Below are 16,391 nucleotides of genomic sequence, written 5' to 3'. Positions count from 1 at the left end.
GGCGCAGTCTTATGATTAATCAAGAACGTTTAGTAAATGAATTTATGGAATTAGTACAAGTAGATTCTGAAACGAAATTTGAAGCAGAAATCTGCAAAGTATTAACGAAGAAATTTACAGATTTAGGTGTAGAAGTATTTGAAGATGACACAATGGCTGTAACTGGTCATGGTGCAGGTAACTTAATTTGTACTTTACCAGCAACAAAAGATGGTGTTGATACAATTTACTTTACTTCTCATATGGATACAGTAGTTCCTGGTAATGGAATTAAGCCTTCTATTAAAGATGGATATATCGTATCAGATGGTACAACAATTTTAGGTGCGGATGATAAAGCTGGATTAGCATCAATGTTCGAAGCAATCCGTGTTTTAAAAGAGAAAAATATCCCTCATGGTAAAATTGAATTTATTATTACAGTCGGAGAAGAATCAGGTCTTGTTGGTGCAAAAGCATTAGACCGTGAGCGTATTACAGCGAAATATGGCTACGCATTAGATAGCGATGGAAAAGTTGGTGAAATCGTTGTTGCAGCTCCAACACAAGCGAAAGTGAACGCAATTATTCGCGGAAAAACAGCTCACGCTGGTGTAGCGCCGGAGAAAGGTGTATCTGCAATTACTATCGCAGCGAAAGCAATTGCGAAGATGCCACTTGGTCGCATTGACTCTGAAACGACTGCAAATATTGGACGTTTTGAAGGTGGTACACAAACGAATATCGTTTGCGATCATGTACAAATCTTTGCAGAAGCTCGTTCTTTAATCAATGAGAAAATGGAAGCACAAGTTGCGAAAATGAAAGAAGCATTTGAAACAACTGCAAAAGAAATGGGCGGGCATGCAGACGTTGAAGTAAACGTTATGTACCCAGGATTTAAATTTGCTGATGGTGATCATGTTGTAGAAGTTGCAAAACGTGCAGCTGAAAAAATTGGTCGTACACCTTCTCTTCACCAAAGTGGTGGCGGAAGTGATGCAAACGTAATTGCAGGACATGGTATCCCAACAGTTAACTTAGCAGTTGGTTATGAAGAAATTCATACAACAAACGAGAAGATTCCTGTTGAAGAATTAGCAAAAACAGCAGAATTAGTTGTTGCAATTATTGAAGAAGTAGCGAAGTAATGAAATAGAAAAAGCGTGTAAATCAATTGTGATTTACACGCTTTTTATTTTGATTCGATTGCTTTGACAAGACGTATAAGCCAATATAAGAAAACCTATGGAAGTATATACGTTGTTGCTACATGTACTAGACGAAGGAATAATCCTAACGTATTCATATTGAAAATCGGAAGTAGTAAATAATTAATTGCAATGATTAATATAACTACAAGGAATGTATAGTTGAGTTTATCCCGCTATTTGCCGGACAGTAAGCTCCCTACCTCAAAATTCTGCGAAAGTAAAGAAGTTAAGTGGGGGCCCTGCTGCCCGCAAAAACCCGATTGGTGAGGCTGATTAAAGTTTCACTTTATTAGTTGATCTCATCATAATCAGACCCTTTCACATATATATCCTCTTTATATCGATTATAAAAAAGAACAAGTAATTATTATAACTATTGTGCAAAATTTGATATAATGAAAGAACGAATGTTCTGATTAGGGAGTGAGTACTATGCGAGAAATGTATCCGAAAAATGGTCGTGTTATTTTACATGTAGATATGAATTGCTTTTTCGCATCTGTTGAAATTGCTCATGATCCATCATTACAAGGAAAGCCATTAGCGGTTGCTGGAAATGAAAAAGAGAGAAAAGGAATTATTATAACATGTAGTTATGAGGCGAGAGAATACGGAATACGTACGACGATGCCCCTTTGGGAAGCGAAAAGGTTATGCCCGCAATTAGTTGTAAGGCGTCCTAATTTCACATTATATCGCGAAGCTTCATTTCAAATGTTTCAAGTCCTTTCCCGTTTTACAGAAAAGATACAACCAGTCTCAATAGATGAAGGATATTTAGATATTACAGATTGCTACGCACTTGGTTCGCCTCTTGAAATAGCAAAGATGATTCAACAAGCACTATTAACAGAGTTGCAGCTTCCGTGTAGTATCGGAATTGCTCCAAATCTTTTCCTAGCAAAAACAGCTTCTGATATGAAAAAACCTCTCGGTATTACCGTACTTCGAAAACGTGATATTCCAGAAATGATTTGGACACTTCCAGTTGAAGCAATGCATGGGATTGGAGAAAAAACAGCTGAAAAATTAAATGAAATTCATATACATACAATTGAACAGTTAGCGAAGGGAGACGAGCATATCATTCGCGCTAAAATTGGGAAGCACGGTATTGATTTACAAAAGCGTGCAAAAGGTACGGATGATAGGGAAGTGGATCCGAGTCAAATGGGCCAACATAAAAGTGTCGGTAACTCGATGACTTTTTCAAAGGATATGGATGAAGAGAAAGAATTGCTTGATATGTTAGAACGTTTATCAAAATCAGTGAGTAAAAGATTACAAAAGCGAACCCTTGTCAGCTATAATATTCAAATTATGATTAAATACCATGATAGGCGAACAGTAACACGGAGTAAGCAATTGAAAAATGCAATTTGGGAAGAACGCGATATTTTTCAAGCAGCATCCCGTTTATGGAAGCAACATTGGGATGGTGATTCCGTTCGTTTACTAGGTGTTACAGCTACTGAAATAGAGTGGAAGACAGAATCGGTGAAACAATTAGATTTGTTTTCATTTGAAGAGGATGCGAAAAAAGAACCACTACTTGCTGTCATTGATCAAATTAATGATAAGTATGGAACACCGATTTTACAACGAGGTAGTCAACTACTACGTAAGCAAGAGAAGTCGTTTCAACAAAAGTTAGAAAATAAATTTATGTAGAAGGTGTCATGAAGTAGTAAAATCATGACACCTTTCCTATTATACAGGTACCAAGTGATACGAGAGCATTTGTCCGTAACCCAGCCATTCGGTGTCTCCATTGTCTTTCCATTCCAATGCAAGCTCCTACAATAATTGCGATAACTAATCTGAATACAATGTCGTACCATACCATCATGGTCACCTCCATATATAAATATGTGTTATGTTTTTTAGAATGAGCGGGGAATATCCACTCATTCTTATTTTTACAACCAGCTATGAAACTTTTTAATATAAAGCTTTTTTAGGAACTGTGTTAAAAAAGCGTAGCCTAATAGTATTCCTACTAACCAAGGGAAGTAGTTAAGTGGCAATGCTTGCAAACCAACGGCTGCACCAAGTGGTGAGAATGGAATATAAATCCCGATTGCCATAATAAGAGCGGTTAATAAAACGACTGGTGTTGATGCAGTGCTTTGAATAAATGGAATCTTTTGTGTTCTTATCATGTGAACAATTAAAGTTTGTGTTAACAATCCAACGACAAACCAACCGGACTGGAATAATGATTGCTCGCTCGGTGTATTTGCACCAAATACATTCCACATGACTACGTATGTGATAATATCAAATACGGAACTAATTGGGCCGATAGAAATAATGAAGCTTCGTAAGTTTGCAGTATCCCATTTTCGTGGTTTTTCTAGAAACTCTTTATCCATTTTGTCCCATGGAATAGAAAGTTGTGAAATATCATAAAGTAAGTTTTGAATTAAAAGATGAATGGCAAGCATCGGTAAAAAAGGAATGAAAGCACTTGCTACTAACACGCTAAACACATTACCGAAGTTAGAGCTAGCTGTCATCTTAATATATTTTAAAATATTTCCGAATGTAGTACGTCCTTCTAAAATACCTGCTTCTAATATAGTTAAACTTTTTTCGAGTAGAATAATATCGGAAGCTTCTTTCGCAATATCAGTAGCAGTATTAACAGATATTCCGACATCAGCTTCACGTAATGCTACAGCATCGTTAATGCCGTCTCCCATGTAACCTACAGTGTGTCCATTTCCTTGTAATGCGTGTATAATACGAGATTTTTGCATTGGATTAAGCTTCGCAAATACAGTCGTTTCTTCAGCAAGTTTTGCTAATGCTTTATCTGGTAAAGAATCAATCTCGTAACCGAGGATTGGTTCGCCGATATCTAATCCAACTTCTTTACAAACCTTTCTTGTAACAATTTCGTTATCGCCAGTTAAAATTTTCACTTGTACACCATGTTTTTGTAATGCTTGAATTGCAGCTGCTGCAGATGGTTTCGGTGGATCTAAAAAGCCGATATATCCACTGAGAATCATATCAGTTTCGTCTTTTACTGCGTACTCTGTATCATTTATTCTTCTATCTTTTTTATAAGCCACAGCAATAACTCGCATACCTTCACTATTTAGTGTCTCACTTAGTTTTTTGACATTTGAACGTATTTCCTCGGTGAGTGGAACGATTTTTTCATCCACTTCAGTGTAGTTACAAATTGATAAAATTTCTTCTACGGCACCTTTACAAACCATTGTATGTTCACCTGAAATATCCTTTACGATAACTGACATACGCCGGCGGGCGAAATCGAATGGAATTTCATCTAGCTTTTGAAAAGCTGATGGATTAAATTTATTGTTTTCCTCTGTATGCTTAATAACAGCTTTATCTATTAAATTTTTCAATCCAGTTTGATAGAAACTATTTAAATAGGCAAATTGCAAGACGCGATTGCATTCATTTCCCTTGGGATCTAAGTGACGAACAAGGACCACTTTATCTTCTGTTAAAGTTCCGGTTTTATCTGTACAAAGAATGTTCATAGCACCTAAGTTTTGAATAGAATTTAGCTGTTTTACAATTACTTTTTGTTTAGACATGTTAACGGCACCTTTAGCTAAATTAGCAGTTACAATCATTGGTAACATTTCAGGTGTAAGGCCAACAGCAACGGCAATAGCGAAGAAGAAAGCTTCTTGCCAATCTCCTTTTGTGAATCCATTAATGAGAAGGACAATAGGTGCCATAATAAGCATGAATGTAATTAAGAGCCAGCTTACTTTGTTTACACCTTTATCAAAGCTTGTTTCTACACGCTTTCCAATTACCTTATTTGCTAAAGAGCCGAAATACGTATCGGTACTTGTTGAGATGACAACAGCTTTTGCGCTGCCACTTACAATATTTGTTCCCATGAAACAAAGGTTTTCCATATCGAGTGGATTGTAATTTTTTTTCATGTTTTTCGGTAAGATATGCTTATTTTCTGTATGGTAGCAGTGTTCGTATTTTTCTACAGGAAGTGCTTCCCCTGTCAAAGAAGATTGATTAACAAATAAATCTTTAGCGGATACAACACGCACATCAGCTGGAACGATATCACCAGCTGAAAGGGAAATAATATCGCCAGGTACAAGTTCCTCAATTGGAATTTCTGTTGTGTAATTTCGGTTTAAATTCTTTACATTTTTTGTTTCATGTACAAATCCATTTATTCTAAATACGCTCGCAGTTGTTCGAACCATAGCTTTTAACTTATCGGCAGCTTTTTGAGAACGAAATTCTTGGGAGAACCGAATCGTTGCACTAAGTAGGACCATTACAGATACGACAATCGTTCCTTGCATATCATCTGTGAAAAAGGAGAGTGCTCCAAGAGCTAATAAAACGAAAATAAATGGATTTTTAAATGCCAATAGAAATTGAATGTACCACGGCGCCATTTTATTATGAGCTATTTCATTCGGACCATATAAAGAAAGTCTACGAGACGCTTCTTGTTTAGATAATCCATCTTGTGTTGTTTCTAAAAGTTTTAACGCAGAGCTTACATCTTGTGTTGCAACCTCCACTAATAATTCGTTATTTGTTTTCATGCTATCTTGCTCATAAGCATGCTTTGTTTCTTGTCTTTGTAAATTAAACATCGGTAGTTCCTCCTCTGTCATGAAGGAGGAAACAATCTGTTACCTAACTATTTGAAATGGTGAGGAACAGTTTCTTTCCTACCTACATGATGAAATATGAATGTAAAACGTATGGGTATCTGGGCCGAATCATCAATTGCCAACTGTTCCTCACCTCCGTACAATTTAGTAGTTTCTGAATATGCTATGTTTGTTTCATAGTAAGGTGCATATAGACGTAAAAAGACCTTTACTCAAAACGAGTAAAGGTCTGAATTCGCAGTTAAAAGAGTCCACAACAAAGACTGTTAGTAGATATAAATAAAAACAGTTTTTGTGTATGACAAAATACATGCACCTCTCCCTCGTTGAGTTTTAGCACTGTATAGCATAGGTACTGAAACCAGCTACGTTAAAAAAGGCCTTCATTCCGACCTTTCCTGTTGACCCATTGGCGTCTCTCGACATTTTTGGGCAGCAGCGTTTCTCTATACAGGAGCCTCACCTAACAGAGACCATATTCAATTACATGTTGATGTTAGCACTGTAAAATCTTAGTGTCAATATCTTTTTTATCTGTGTTTTTAAAATATTAAATGGATTTATAATAGATATATGGGATGAAATGCATGATATTGATTATAAATAATATGGAAAATAAATATTTTTATAAAAGGGGAATTTGTAATGGTACCACAAAATTTTATTATAAATATTGAGAATCAAAAATGGTTGTTTAATGAGCAGGAAGATTTATGTTCTCATGGAGAAATATATTTAAATATGGCTGGAACGATTATTACGCAGGCAGGTATGGATGAGGAATGGGGAATAAGTGAATCAGCTTTAGCTTTGTTACGAACTTTAGATAAAGAATATATTTGTGATATTGAAAATGAAGAGGGGCTTATTTTGCACGGATGTGGCACTATGCTAATGTTAGGATGCCCAATTTCAATTCATTGGACTATAAACCATATAGGTAAAAACGTGATTTTAAAGGACTTTGTCAAAGTTATTTCTACTGATCAAAAGGCTATATACTATGAAGGACTTCATATAGAATTGAATGAAAATGAATATAGAAGACAAATTGTTTCTTTTGCATTACAAGCAAAAGAATTATTTAATAAATCAAGTGACAAGATAATTTTAGATGAGTTTGATCAAAGGATGTATACAAACTTTTGGACGGAATATGACGATTTACTAAATAAGTATAAATAAAAAAGCACTGTAACCAGTGCTTTTTTATTTATAGATTACGAGATTGTAGGGTTTTCAAAAATAACAATCTCTGAACTGTTTGTAGTTGAAACACGTTGGGCGTAATATGTTAAAGCTGAAGAAATATATGCTGGTAACGTATCATTTGTATGTGATGTTGTATATTCATGGATTAATTCCTTTAAAGTTGTCCATTCTAATTGTGCTGGGTGATCAGACACGAAAGAACTTACCCAGCGATCAAATGAAGATGAAAAATCAGTTTGTAAACGAAATACTTCTTTCATAATAAAACGCTCCCTTAAAATGTAGTATAATCATTTTACCATAAAACACGAACGATAGCTAAATTTTTTAAGTATAATGTTCGTGTTATATAGTTGTCTAGATGATTGGTTATGTAAATTCAATTTGCCATTTGAAATAACATTCCGTAAGATGAGAGATAGAGTATATTTAGAGCTGGAGGAAAGAAAGTGGAATTTGTATTTTTAGGAACTGGTGCAGGTGTTCCTTCAAAAGGAAGGAACGTTTCAGCAATTGCTTTACAATTGTTAGAAGAACGAGGACAAACTTGGTTATTTGATTGTGGCGAGGCCACGCAACATCAAATATTACATACATCTGTACGTCCGCGCCGCATTGAAAAAATATTTATTACGCATTTACATGGCGATCATATTTTTGGATTGCCTGGTTTATTAGGTAGCCGTTCATTTCAAGGAGGAACTACGCCTTTAACGGTGTATGGACCGAAAGGAATTAAACAATTTATTGAAGTGGCATTATCGGTAAGTACGACACATGTGAAATATCCACTTGAAGTTGTGGAGATAACAGAAGAAGGTACCGTATTTGAAGATAATGAATTTTATGTAGAAACGAAAAGATTGTCACACGGTATAGAATGTTTTGGATATCGTATTGTAGAGAAAGATATACAAGGTGCTCTTTTAGTTGATAAGTTGCTTGAGATGGGTGTGAAACCAGGTCCAATCTTTAAACGTTTAAAAGATGGTGAAGCAGTTGAATTAGAGGATGGCACGATATTAAATGGAAATGAGTTTATCGGCCCACCTCAAAAAGGAAGAATTATTACTATCTTAGGTGATACGCGATATTGCGAAGCGAGTAGGGAGCTTGCGCAAGATGCAGATGTACTTGTCCATGAAGCGACTTTCGCAGCAGAAGATGAGCAACAAGCGTATGATTATTTTCATTCTACATCTAAGCAAGCTGCGAGCATTGCACTTCAGGCAAATGCGAAGCGACTAATATTAACTCACATTAGTTCTCGCTATCAAGGAGATACATATAAGGAATTATTGAAAGAGGCTAGAGAGTTGTTTTCTAATACAGAAATAGCGACGGATTTGAAATCATTCCCAGTAGAAAAATGATAATTTTATAAAAAATGGTAACGGCGGGTTACCATTTTTTTATGTCTAAAAAAATTTAAAAATAAAACTGTTATTATTTTATACTTATACTTGGATGATACAGAAAATTAGGATGGTTTGAATATATAGGATAAAAATACGAAATAATGATTATTTAGAAAAACTGTTATATAAGTCAGATGACATACAAGTGATACAAATAGCAGAAATGGACTTTTATTCAGAACTTTTAAAATTCAACAAAAGTAAGCGTTTTATAAAAAACAAGCTATAATGAGGGCAGATTATAATTTATGATAAGTCACATGTATTTTAGTCATTATCGTAACAAGTGAAGTTGACTAAATCATGAGAGAGTAACACGAGAATTATAATAGGAAAGATATTACTATTATTTGTCATAAGTCTTTTTCACTTTTTAGCTAAACGATATGATTAGCGAGTGTATCTATTGCAAGTTCCTTAGTAGAAGCTTTTTATTAATAAGGTGGTGGAGATTTAATTGGTACACCACTCTTTAAAAGAGTTCAGAACATCAGCAGGTAGTCTAGGCGGAATAGCGGGTGCAAATTTAGTTGCATTAGCAATGGTTATATCACTTGTTTATGCTATGCTTGCAATGGCTTCTGTGTTAAACTTTGGATTGCTACCAGACTTTATTGTGGATTATCTTATATCATTTTTTAATAAAAATAATACTAAGAATTTTATGTATTATGATAACTGGTATTATTTCAGGTTATATTGGATTACTTTTATTCAAAAACTATCCAATTCGTACAGCAGAACAAATTCGTGGTACAACTGGAAAAGCGACAGATGTAGCAGCTTAATAGAATAGTAGAATAAATTTTTTCATAGAGGTTTAGGGGGAGTTATGATGAAGTATCGCTCAGTATTTGATATTATCGGTCCAGTTATGATTGGACCATCAAGTTCACATACAGCAGGCGCGGCAAGAATGGGGCAAGTTGCTCGCCAGCTGTTTCGTCATGAACCAGAAAGAGTAAGCATTTCATTATATGGATCATTTGCAAAGACGTATCGTGGGCATGGTACGGATGTAGCGCTAATAGGTGGGATATTAGGATTTGAAACAGATGACTTACGTATTCCAGAGGCGCTAGAAATAGCAAAAGAGCGCGAAATTGAAGTAGAATTCATTGAAGAAGATGCCAATGCACCTCACCCAAATACAGCGAGAATTCGTTTGTATAAAGGTGAAGATGAAATTGAAGTTGTTGCTTGCTCAATTGGTGGCGGTAAAATTGAAGTTGTAGAATTAAACGGATTCGATCTTCAATTATCAGGCACGAGCCCAGCACTACTTATTGTAAATAACGATCGCTTCGGTGCTATTGCAGCGGTAGCTTCAATCCTTGCGAAACATGAGATTAACATTAGTACAATGAGTGTATCTCGTAAAGAAAAAGGAAGAAGAGCGCTTATGGTCATCGAAACAGATGAATTATTAGCAGATGAAGTAATTGAAGAAATAAAAGCGCAACAAAATATTTGTCAAGTAACTATTATGGAATAATTGCAGGGGGGACACACCATGTTTCGGAACGCAGCGGAACTAGTGGCGCAAGCTAAAGAACAAAATGTAAAAATCGCAGAAATTATGATTCAATGTGAAATGGAAACAAGAAGTATTTCACGTGAAGAAGTAATTGCTGGTATGGAAAAGAACTTAGTCGTGATGGAGCAAGCAGTAGAACGTGGTATTCGCGGCGTGAAATCACCAACTGGTTTAACTGGTGGAGATGCTGTAAAAGTTCAAGCGTATATGAAGAGTGGAAAAGGCTTATCTGGAGATACGATTTTGGATGCAGTAAGCAAAGCTGTTGCAACAAATGAAGTAAACGCAGCGATGGGAATTATTTGTGCAACACCAACAGCAGGGTCTGCTGGAACAGTGCCAGGTGTACTATTTGCACTAAGAGAAAAATTGCAGCCTACACGTGAAGAAATGATTGAATTCTTATTTACAGCAGGAGCTTTCGGTATGGTTGTTGCGAATAACGCTTGTATTTCTGGTGCGGCAGGAGGATGCCAAGCTGAAGTTGGTTCAGCAAGTGGAATGGCGGCTGCAGCTGCAGTTGAGATGGCTGGTGGAACACAAGATCAAGCAGCTACAGCGATGGCAATTTCATTAAAGAACATGCTTGGTTTAGTGTGTGATCCTGTTGCAGGACTTGTAGAAGTACCTTGTGTAAAACGTAATGCAGCAGGAGCTGCAAATGCGATGATCTCAGCAGATTTAGCATTAGCTGGTGTAACGAGTACAATTCCATGTGATGAAGTAATTGAGGCAATGTTTAGAATCGGACAAACGATGCCAGTAGCACTTCGTGAAACAGCAGAAGGTGGACTTGCAGCAACGCCGACTGGTCGTCGCCTGCAAGAAGAGATTTTTGGGAAGAACAATAACTAAGTGTAATTATAGAAAAAGGAGCTCAAATAAACTTGAGCTCCTTTTTCTATTTTTCTTTTGTTAGTTGTTCTAATGTTTTTCCAAGATTATGTGATCGTTTCGTTGCCTGTGTAATACAAGAAACAAGTGCTTGGTGAAATTTATGTTCTTGTAATACTTCAATACCTGCCTCGGTAGTTCCACCAGGAGAAGTAATTTCCTTTCGCAAAATAGAAGGATGTTTGTCACTTACTTTTAACATTTCAGCAGCACCAATCATCGTTTGAAGAATAAGTGATTTTGCAACATCTTCTTTTAAACCAATTTTTGTTGCAGCTTCTTCCATAGCTTCCACTACGTAATAAATATAAGCAGGTCCACTTCCGGATAATGCAGTGACAGCATGCATATCTTCTTCCTCTACAACAGAGACGAGACCAATCGTTTCAAATAAAGATGTTGCAGTGCGAATATGTTCCGCTGTTGCATGTTTTGAAGGGGAGATAGCGGTAGCTGATTTTAAAATGGCTGCGGATGTATTTGGCATTGCACGAATAATTGGAACGTCTTTTTGAAGTAGTTTTCTAATTGAGTCAGTAGAAACACCTGCTAGTAATGAAATAATAAGCACGTTATTATTTATGTATTCTTTAAAAGGGGTAAGCGCCTCTGCAACATCCTTTGGTTTCATTGCTAGAAAAAGAATATTTGCATCAGTAAGCAATTCTTTTTTATTATGAGTACCTTTGACACCGTATTTTTTATGTAGCTCTTGTAATCTTGTCTCGTTAGAACGATTACTTACAGTAATTTGTTCACCTTTAACGACATTTGCATGTAACAAGCCACCAATAATAGCTTCGGCAATGGAGCCTGCACCGAGAAAGGAAATGTTTTGAATAGACATGATGTTCCTCCTTTAATTTTGGTTAGAAATTCTTATAAATGTACATACATTCGTTTTTTTATAGGAAACACCTCTTTTTATCTGAAAATAATGACAAATATATATAGAAGTTGTAAACTGAAGAAGTATTCATTTTTGAACCGGAAAGAGACAGGGGGGCTAAGCATGACGGCGATTCACCGAATGGAGATTCCTGTACCATTTGCAGTGGAAACTGTGAATGTGTTTTTAGTTGAGGGGGAGACATTAACATTAATTGATACAGGGACGAATACAGAAGAGGCAAGGAATGCGTTAGAAAGTCAATTAGGTGCATTAGGACATACGCTAGAAGATATTGAAACAGTAGTCATTACGCATCATCATGCAGATCATTGTGGACTTTTAAATATATTTTCTGAGAAGACGAATATTATTGGACATCCTTGGAATGAGCCTTGGATCACACAAAATCCAGAATTTTTAAAGCGGTATCATGAATTTTTTAGAGAGACGGCCTTACAGTTTGGTGTGCCAGCAGCATTTTTGAAAGACGAGTCGTTATTGACGACGAGGACACTTAAATATTCTTGTAATAGATCGTTAACGCATACTGTGAGAGAAGGAGATCGTATTGATTCTTTGCCTGGATTTATAGTACTTGAAACACCAGGTCATGCTTCTACTCATATTTCTTTATATAGAGAATCTGATGGAATATTAATTGGTGGAGATGCTCTCATCAGTCATATTTCTTCGAATCCAATACTAGAACCACCATATGAAGGGCAAACAGAACGGGCACGCCCATTACTACAATATAATCAAACATTACAGCGTTTAAGCGAAATGAATATTTCACGTATTTTATCAGGGCATGGGGAAGATGTTCTAAATGTGAAACAACTTATTGAAACGAGATTACAAAAGCAAGAAACACGTGCTTTTAAAGTGCTTGAGTTATTAAAGGAAAAACCAATGACAGCATTTGAAGTATGTGTAAAACTATTTCCGGTATTATATAAAGAACAATTACCACTTACTATTTCAGAAACGGTTGGACAATTGGACTATTTAGCATATAATCAACAAGTGATGATTGATGAGTCATCGCAACAATTGATTTATTATGCAAAGTAGGTGACAGCAATGACAGGACGTTTACAAAATAAAGTAATCGTCATTACAGGTGCTTCTAGTGGGATTGGTGAGCAAGTTGCAATGCAAGTTGCAGCACAGGGAGCGACTCCAGTATTAATGGCTCGAACAGAAGAGAAACTACAAGCGTTAGTAGACAAAATTAAAGAAACTTATAATACGCCTTGCTATTATTATGTATTAGATGTAAGTGAAGAGATGGAAGTACAGTCTGTTTTTTCAAAGGTATTACAAGAAGTGGGACGTATTGATATATTAGTAAACAATGCGGGATTTGGTATTTTTAAAACGTTTGAAGATGCGTCAATGGATGAAGTGAAAGATATGTTCCAAGTAAATGTATTTGGATTAGTAGCATGTACGAAAGCGGTACTACCTTATATGGTAAACAAGAACGAAGGACATATTATTAATATTGCTTCCCTTGCCGGAAAAATTGCAACTCCGAAATCAAGTGCGTATGCAGCAACGAAACATGCTGTATTAGGATTTACGAATAGTTTACGCATGGAATTAGCGAATACAGATATTTATGTTACAGCAATTAATCCAGGTCCGATAGATACAAACTTTTTTGAAATAGCGGATCAATCTGGTACCTATGTAAAGAATATGGGACGTTACATGTTAAAACCAACATACGTAGCAGAACAAATCGTAAAGTCGATGCACACGAAAAAACGTGAAGTAAACTTACCGAAGTGGATGGGAATTGGCCCGAAACTTTATGCTTTATTTCCAGGTTTATTTGAACGTGTAGCAGGTAAATCATTAAGTAAAAAATAGGAGATTTCCACATGGAAATCTCCTATTTTTTATTGTTTTCCAGTCACATAATCATAAACAATATCCTCAATCTCCTCGTATAAATCAATTTCAATATTTGAATGAGTCACCGTTTGAATATGTTTCACTAGCATTTCCTGATCTTCTTTTGATATTGGACTGCATTGATATTGCTGAAAACTTTTTATAATCATTTTCTCAATTAATTTTTCGTTCATATTTTTTCCCGCCTGTATGTACGTATGTATTGTTTTATTGTACTTGAAGTGAAATAAAAAAACTACCATGCACTATTTTTGTATAAAAATCCGGTTGTGTATATTGTTTTTCTAGTAAAATTAAGTTTTTTAAGTTTATTAAATTTATAAATATTTAATTGACTCTATAAATATACAATATTATAATCATACTTAATTTAAAGAATCGATTTGAGGAGGAACTTATGAAAGTCGCAATTATTGGAGCCACTGGATATGGGGGCATTGAGTTAATTCGTTTATTAGAACAACATCCATATTTTTCTATAGCATCTCTTCATTCTTTTTCACAAGTTGGTGAGTGTATAACAAATGTATATCCGCATCTTCGAAATGTCCTCGTTCATACGTTACAAGAAATTGATGTGGAGACAATAGGGAAAGAAGCAGAAATCGTATTTCTAGCAACACCAGCAGGAGTATCGGCGGAGTTAACTCCCAAGTTATTAGCAGAAGGTTTAAAAGTAATTGACCTATCTGGAGACTTTCGTATGATAGATCCTTCGTCATATGAACTGTGGTATAAAAGACCAGCAGCGGAAGAAGAAATTCTTAGAAAAGCAGTGTATGGGTTAAGTGAATGGAAAAGGACTGAGATTCAAAAGGCAAATTTAATTGCAAACCCAGGATGTTTTGCTACAGCCACATTGCTAGCGATAGCACCGTTAGTACGTAGTAGCAGGATTGAAGAAGATTCGATTATTATTGACGCGAAATCAGGGGTATCAGGATCAGGTAAAACACCAACAACAATGACTCATTTTCCTGAGCTATACGATAACTTACACATCTATAAAGTAAACCAGCATCAGCACGTTCCAGAGATTGAGCAAATGCTTACAGAATGGAATAGTGAATTACAGCCAATTACATTTAGCACACATTTAATACCGATATCACGAGGAATCATGATTACACTTTATGCAAAAGTAAAACAAAAGATGGAAATAAAGCAACTTCAAAAATTGTATGAAGAAACGTATGAACAATCGCCTTTCATCCGAATTTGTACGCAAGGGAAATTTCCAAGTCCAAAAGAAGTGAGAGGCTCAAATTATTGTGATATTGGCATAGCTTACGATGAGAGAACAGAAAGAGTTACGGTCGTTTCTGTTATAGACAATATGATGAAAGGCGCGGCTGGGCAAGCGATTCAAAATGCAAACATAATAGCGGGACTAGAAGAGACAACAGGTTTACAACATATGCCGCTTTATCTATAAGGGGGACATGATGATTAAAGTAGCGTCTATTACAAAATTAGAAAATGGTTCAATTGTAACGCCGAAAGGCTTTTCGGCAATTGGTACTGCAAATGGTCTGAAAAAGGAGAAAAAGGATTTAGGGGCAATCGTTTGTGACGTACCAGCATCATGTGCCGCTGTGTATACAACGAATCAAATACAAGCAGCCCCTTTACAAGTAACGAAGGATAGTATAACGGCAGAAGGGAAGTTACAAGCAATTATCGTTAATAGTGGAAATGCAAATGCTTGTACTGGAATGAAAGGATTACAAGACGCATACGAGATGCGCGCATTAGGGGCGGAACATTTTGGATTGAAAGAAAATTACGTTGCAGTAGCTTCAACAGGTGTAATTGGTGTTCCGCTGCCGATGGATATAATCCGAAAGGGAGTTGCAACTCTTATACCGACGAAGGAAGAAAGTGAAGCATATTCTTTTTCTGAAGCAATTTTAACGACGGATCTTATAACGAAAGAAACTTGCTATGAAATGATTATTGATGGGAAGAAAGTGGCGATTGCGGGTGTTGCAAAAGGTTCAGGGATGATTCATCCGAATATGGCAACGATGCTTAGTTTTATTACGACAGATGCTCATATAGAGCATGACGTATTGCAAACGGCATTATCCCAAATTACGAATCATACATTTAATCAAATTACGGTAGATGGAGATACTTCTACGAATGATATGGTCATCGTTATGGCAAGTGGATTATCAGAAACAAGGCCGATAAATATGGAACATACAGATTGGGAAACTTTCGTATGTGCTTTACAGAAGGTATGTGAAGATTTAGCAAAGAAAATTGCGCAAGATGGTGAAGGCGCTACAAAGTTAATCGAAGTAAATGTGCTAGGAGCTCAAACGAATGAAGAGGCAAAAAAAATTGCAAAGCAAATAGTCGGTTCGAGTCTTGTGAAAACAGCAATACATGGTGAAGATCCAAACTGGGGGCGAATTATTAGCAGTATTGGACAAAGTGAAGTAGCTATTAATCCGAATACAATTGACATTACTCTTCAATCTATATTGGTATTAAAAAATAGTGAGCCTCAAACATTTTCTGAAGAAGAAATGAAAGAGAGATTACAAGAAGATGAAATAGTCATTAATGTGTACTTACACTTAGGAGAAGAGACAGGATCAGCTTGGGGCTGTGACTTAAGCTATGAATATGTGAAAATAAACGCTTGTTATCGTACATAAGGAGAGA

14 protein-coding genes, 1 pseudogene and 1 riboswitch are annotated in these 16,391 nt (G+C 36.0%); of the genes and pseudogenes, 10 read left to right on the top strand and 5 right to left on the bottom strand.

Annotated elements, in window-relative coordinates; translation table 11 throughout:
* Positions 1-11 precede the first annotated feature (11 nt).
* Positions 12-1,130: a tripeptidase T gene (locus tag BHV55_RS20795; RefSeq protein WP_000609803.1), complete on the top strand. Its 1,119-nt coding sequence runs from the start codon at positions 12-14 to the stop codon at positions 1,128-1,130.
* Positions 1,131-1,625: 495 nt separating this feature from the next.
* Complete coding sequence (locus BHV55_RS20790; RefSeq protein ID WP_001208860.1) at positions 1,626-2,864, top strand: DNA polymerase IV; 1,239 nt, start codon at positions 1,626-1,628, stop codon at positions 2,862-2,864.
* 40 nt (positions 2,865-2,904) lie between these two features.
* Here the strand turns inward: BHV55_RS20790 and BHV55_RS20785 are convergent.
* Together BHV55_RS20785 and mgtA are read right to left on the bottom strand one after the other, a co-directional pair.
* Positions 2,905-3,039, bottom strand: a pseudogene (locus tag BHV55_RS20785) (MgtC/SapB family protein); the annotation flags it as partial.
* Between the two features lie 73 nt (positions 3,040-3,112).
* A complete protein-coding gene (gene mgtA, locus BHV55_RS20780; protein ID WP_000482690.1) occupies positions 3,113-5,818 on the bottom strand; it encodes a magnesium-translocating P-type ATPase in 2,706 nt (901 codons plus the stop codon).
* A gap of 331 nt (positions 5,819-6,149) precedes the next feature.
* Positions 6,150-6,317: riboswitch (M-box (ykoK) riboswitch) on the bottom strand.
* Between the two features lie 167 nt (positions 6,318-6,484).
* Here mgtA and BHV55_RS20775 point away from each other — a divergent pair.
* The gene (locus BHV55_RS20775; protein WP_000249056.1) at positions 6,485-7,024 is read left to right on the top strand and encodes a hypothetical protein; all 540 of its coding nucleotides are present in this window, start codon (positions 6,485-6,487) and stop codon (positions 7,022-7,024) included.
* Positions 7,025-7,059: 35 nt separating this feature from the next.
* On the opposite strand, the gene BHV55_RS20770 is transcribed toward BHV55_RS20775, so the two are convergent.
* Positions 7,060-7,311: a DUF3932 family protein gene (locus BHV55_RS20770; protein ID WP_000665709.1), complete on the bottom strand. Its 252-nt coding sequence runs from the start codon at positions 7,309-7,311 to the stop codon at positions 7,060-7,062.
* Positions 7,312-7,500: 189 nt separating this feature from the next.
* Between BHV55_RS20770 and rnz the strand changes: the two genes are divergently transcribed.
* From rnz to sdaAA, 3 genes are all read left to right on the top strand, one after another.
* Entirely contained in the window at positions 7,501-8,424 is a 924-nt protein-coding gene (gene rnz / locus BHV55_RS20765; RefSeq protein ID WP_000397453.1) for a ribonuclease Z, read from the top strand.
* Between the two features lie 880 nt (positions 8,425-9,304).
* The gene (sdaAB, locus tag BHV55_RS20755; protein ID WP_000877445.1) at positions 9,305-9,964 is read left to right on the top strand and encodes an L-serine ammonia-lyase, iron-sulfur-dependent subunit beta; all 660 of its coding nucleotides are present in this window, start codon (positions 9,305-9,307) and stop codon (positions 9,962-9,964) included.
* Between the two features lie 18 nt (positions 9,965-9,982).
* Positions 9,983-10,861, top strand: coding sequence for an L-serine ammonia-lyase, iron-sulfur-dependent, subunit alpha (sdaAA, locus tag BHV55_RS20750; protein ID WP_000489461.1), 879 nt, complete (start codon positions 9,983-9,985; stop codon positions 10,859-10,861).
* A gap of 46 nt (positions 10,862-10,907) precedes the next feature.
* Here the strand turns inward: sdaAA and proI are convergent, their stop codons facing one another.
* The gene (proI, locus tag BHV55_RS20745) at positions 10,908-11,747 is read right to left on the bottom strand and encodes a pyrroline-5-carboxylate reductase ProI (RefSeq protein ID WP_070756945.1); all 840 of its coding nucleotides are present in this window, start codon (positions 11,745-11,747) and stop codon (positions 10,908-10,910) included.
* 165 nt (positions 11,748-11,912) lie between these two features.
* On the opposite strand from proI, the gene BHV55_RS20740 reads away from it, so the two are divergent.
* Positions 11,913-12,866 carry an MBL fold metallo-hydrolase gene (locus BHV55_RS20740; protein WP_000125122.1) on the top strand — a complete coding sequence of 318 codons (954 nt, stop codon included), beginning with the start codon at positions 11,913-11,915 and terminating at the stop codon, positions 12,864-12,866.
* 9 nt (positions 12,867-12,875) lie between these two features.
* The gene (locus BHV55_RS20735) at positions 12,876-13,670 is read left to right on the top strand and encodes an SDR family NAD(P)-dependent oxidoreductase (RefSeq protein WP_000147791.1); all 795 of its coding nucleotides are present in this window, start codon (positions 12,876-12,878) and stop codon (positions 13,668-13,670) included.
* Positions 13,671-13,699: 29 nt separating this feature from the next.
* Here BHV55_RS20735 and BHV55_RS20730 read toward each other — a convergent pair whose 3' ends face one another.
* Positions 13,700-13,888 carry a YqzH family protein gene (locus BHV55_RS20730; protein ID WP_001003222.1) on the bottom strand — a complete coding sequence of 63 codons (189 nt, stop codon included), beginning with the start codon at positions 13,886-13,888 and terminating at the stop codon, positions 13,700-13,702.
* 224 nt (positions 13,889-14,112) lie between these two features.
* On the opposite strand from BHV55_RS20730, the gene argC reads away from it, so the two are divergent.
* Both argC and argJ read left to right on the top strand, forming a co-directional pair.
* Positions 14,113-15,150, top strand: coding sequence for an N-acetyl-gamma-glutamyl-phosphate reductase (argC, locus tag BHV55_RS20725; protein WP_070756944.1), 1,038 nt, complete (start codon positions 14,113-14,115; stop codon positions 15,148-15,150).
* Positions 15,151-15,160: 10 nt separating this feature from the next.
* Positions 15,161-16,384: a bifunctional glutamate N-acetyltransferase/amino-acid acetyltransferase ArgJ gene (gene argJ, locus BHV55_RS20720; protein WP_000598380.1), complete on the top strand. Its 1,224-nt coding sequence runs from the start codon at positions 15,161-15,163 to the stop codon at positions 16,382-16,384.
* Positions 16,385-16,391 lie beyond the last annotated feature (7 nt).

The sequence above is a fragment of the Bacillus sp. RZ2MS9 genome (genome assembly GCF_001816185.2).
GTDB lineage: Bacteria > Bacillota > Bacilli > Bacillales > Bacillaceae_G > Bacillus_A > Bacillus_A cereus.
The sequence above is the reverse complement of the archived record's forward strand: the minus strand, read 5'-3'. Positions and strand labels throughout refer to the sequence as shown.

What these genes read in the sequence shown, in the direction of transcription:
- BHV55_RS20770 (WP_000665709.1), bottom strand. Translation starts at nt 7,311, where the DNA reads ATGAAAGAAGTATTTCGTTTACAAACTGATTTTTCATCTTCATTTGAT.
- argC (WP_070756944.1), top strand. Translation starts at nt 14,113, where the DNA reads ATGAAAGTCGCAATTATTGGAGCCACTGGATATGGGGGCATTGAGTTA.
- proI (WP_070756945.1), bottom strand. Translation starts at nt 11,747, where the DNA reads ATGTCTATTCAAAACATTTCCTTTCTCGGTGCAGGCTCCATTGCCGAA.
- BHV55_RS20740 (WP_000125122.1), top strand. Translation starts at nt 11,913, where the DNA reads ATGACGGCGATTCACCGAATGGAGATTCCTGTACCATTTGCAGTGGAA.
- sdaAB (WP_000877445.1), top strand. Translation starts at nt 9,305, where the DNA reads ATGAAGTATCGCTCAGTATTTGATATTATCGGTCCAGTTATGATTGGA.
- BHV55_RS20795 (WP_000609803.1), top strand. Translation starts at nt 12, where the DNA reads ATGATTAATCAAGAACGTTTAGTAAATGAATTTATGGAATTAGTACAA.
- BHV55_RS20730 (WP_001003222.1), bottom strand. Translation starts at nt 13,888, where the DNA reads ATGAACGAAAAATTAATTGAGAAAATGATTATAAAAAGTTTTCAGCAA.
- argJ (WP_000598380.1), top strand. Translation starts at nt 15,161, where the DNA reads ATGATTAAAGTAGCGTCTATTACAAAATTAGAAAATGGTTCAATTGTA.
- BHV55_RS20790 (WP_001208860.1), top strand. Translation starts at nt 1,626, where the DNA reads ATGCGAGAAATGTATCCGAAAAATGGTCGTGTTATTTTACATGTAGAT.
- BHV55_RS20735 (WP_000147791.1), top strand. Translation starts at nt 12,876, where the DNA reads ATGACAGGACGTTTACAAAATAAAGTAATCGTCATTACAGGTGCTTCT.
- sdaAA (WP_000489461.1), top strand. Translation starts at nt 9,983, where the DNA reads ATGTTTCGGAACGCAGCGGAACTAGTGGCGCAAGCTAAAGAACAAAAT.
- mgtA (WP_000482690.1), bottom strand. Translation starts at nt 5,818, where the DNA reads ATGTTTAATTTACAAAGACAAGAAACAAAGCATGCTTATGAGCAAGAT.
- BHV55_RS20775 (WP_000249056.1), top strand. Translation starts at nt 6,485, where the DNA reads ATGGTACCACAAAATTTTATTATAAATATTGAGAATCAAAAATGGTTG.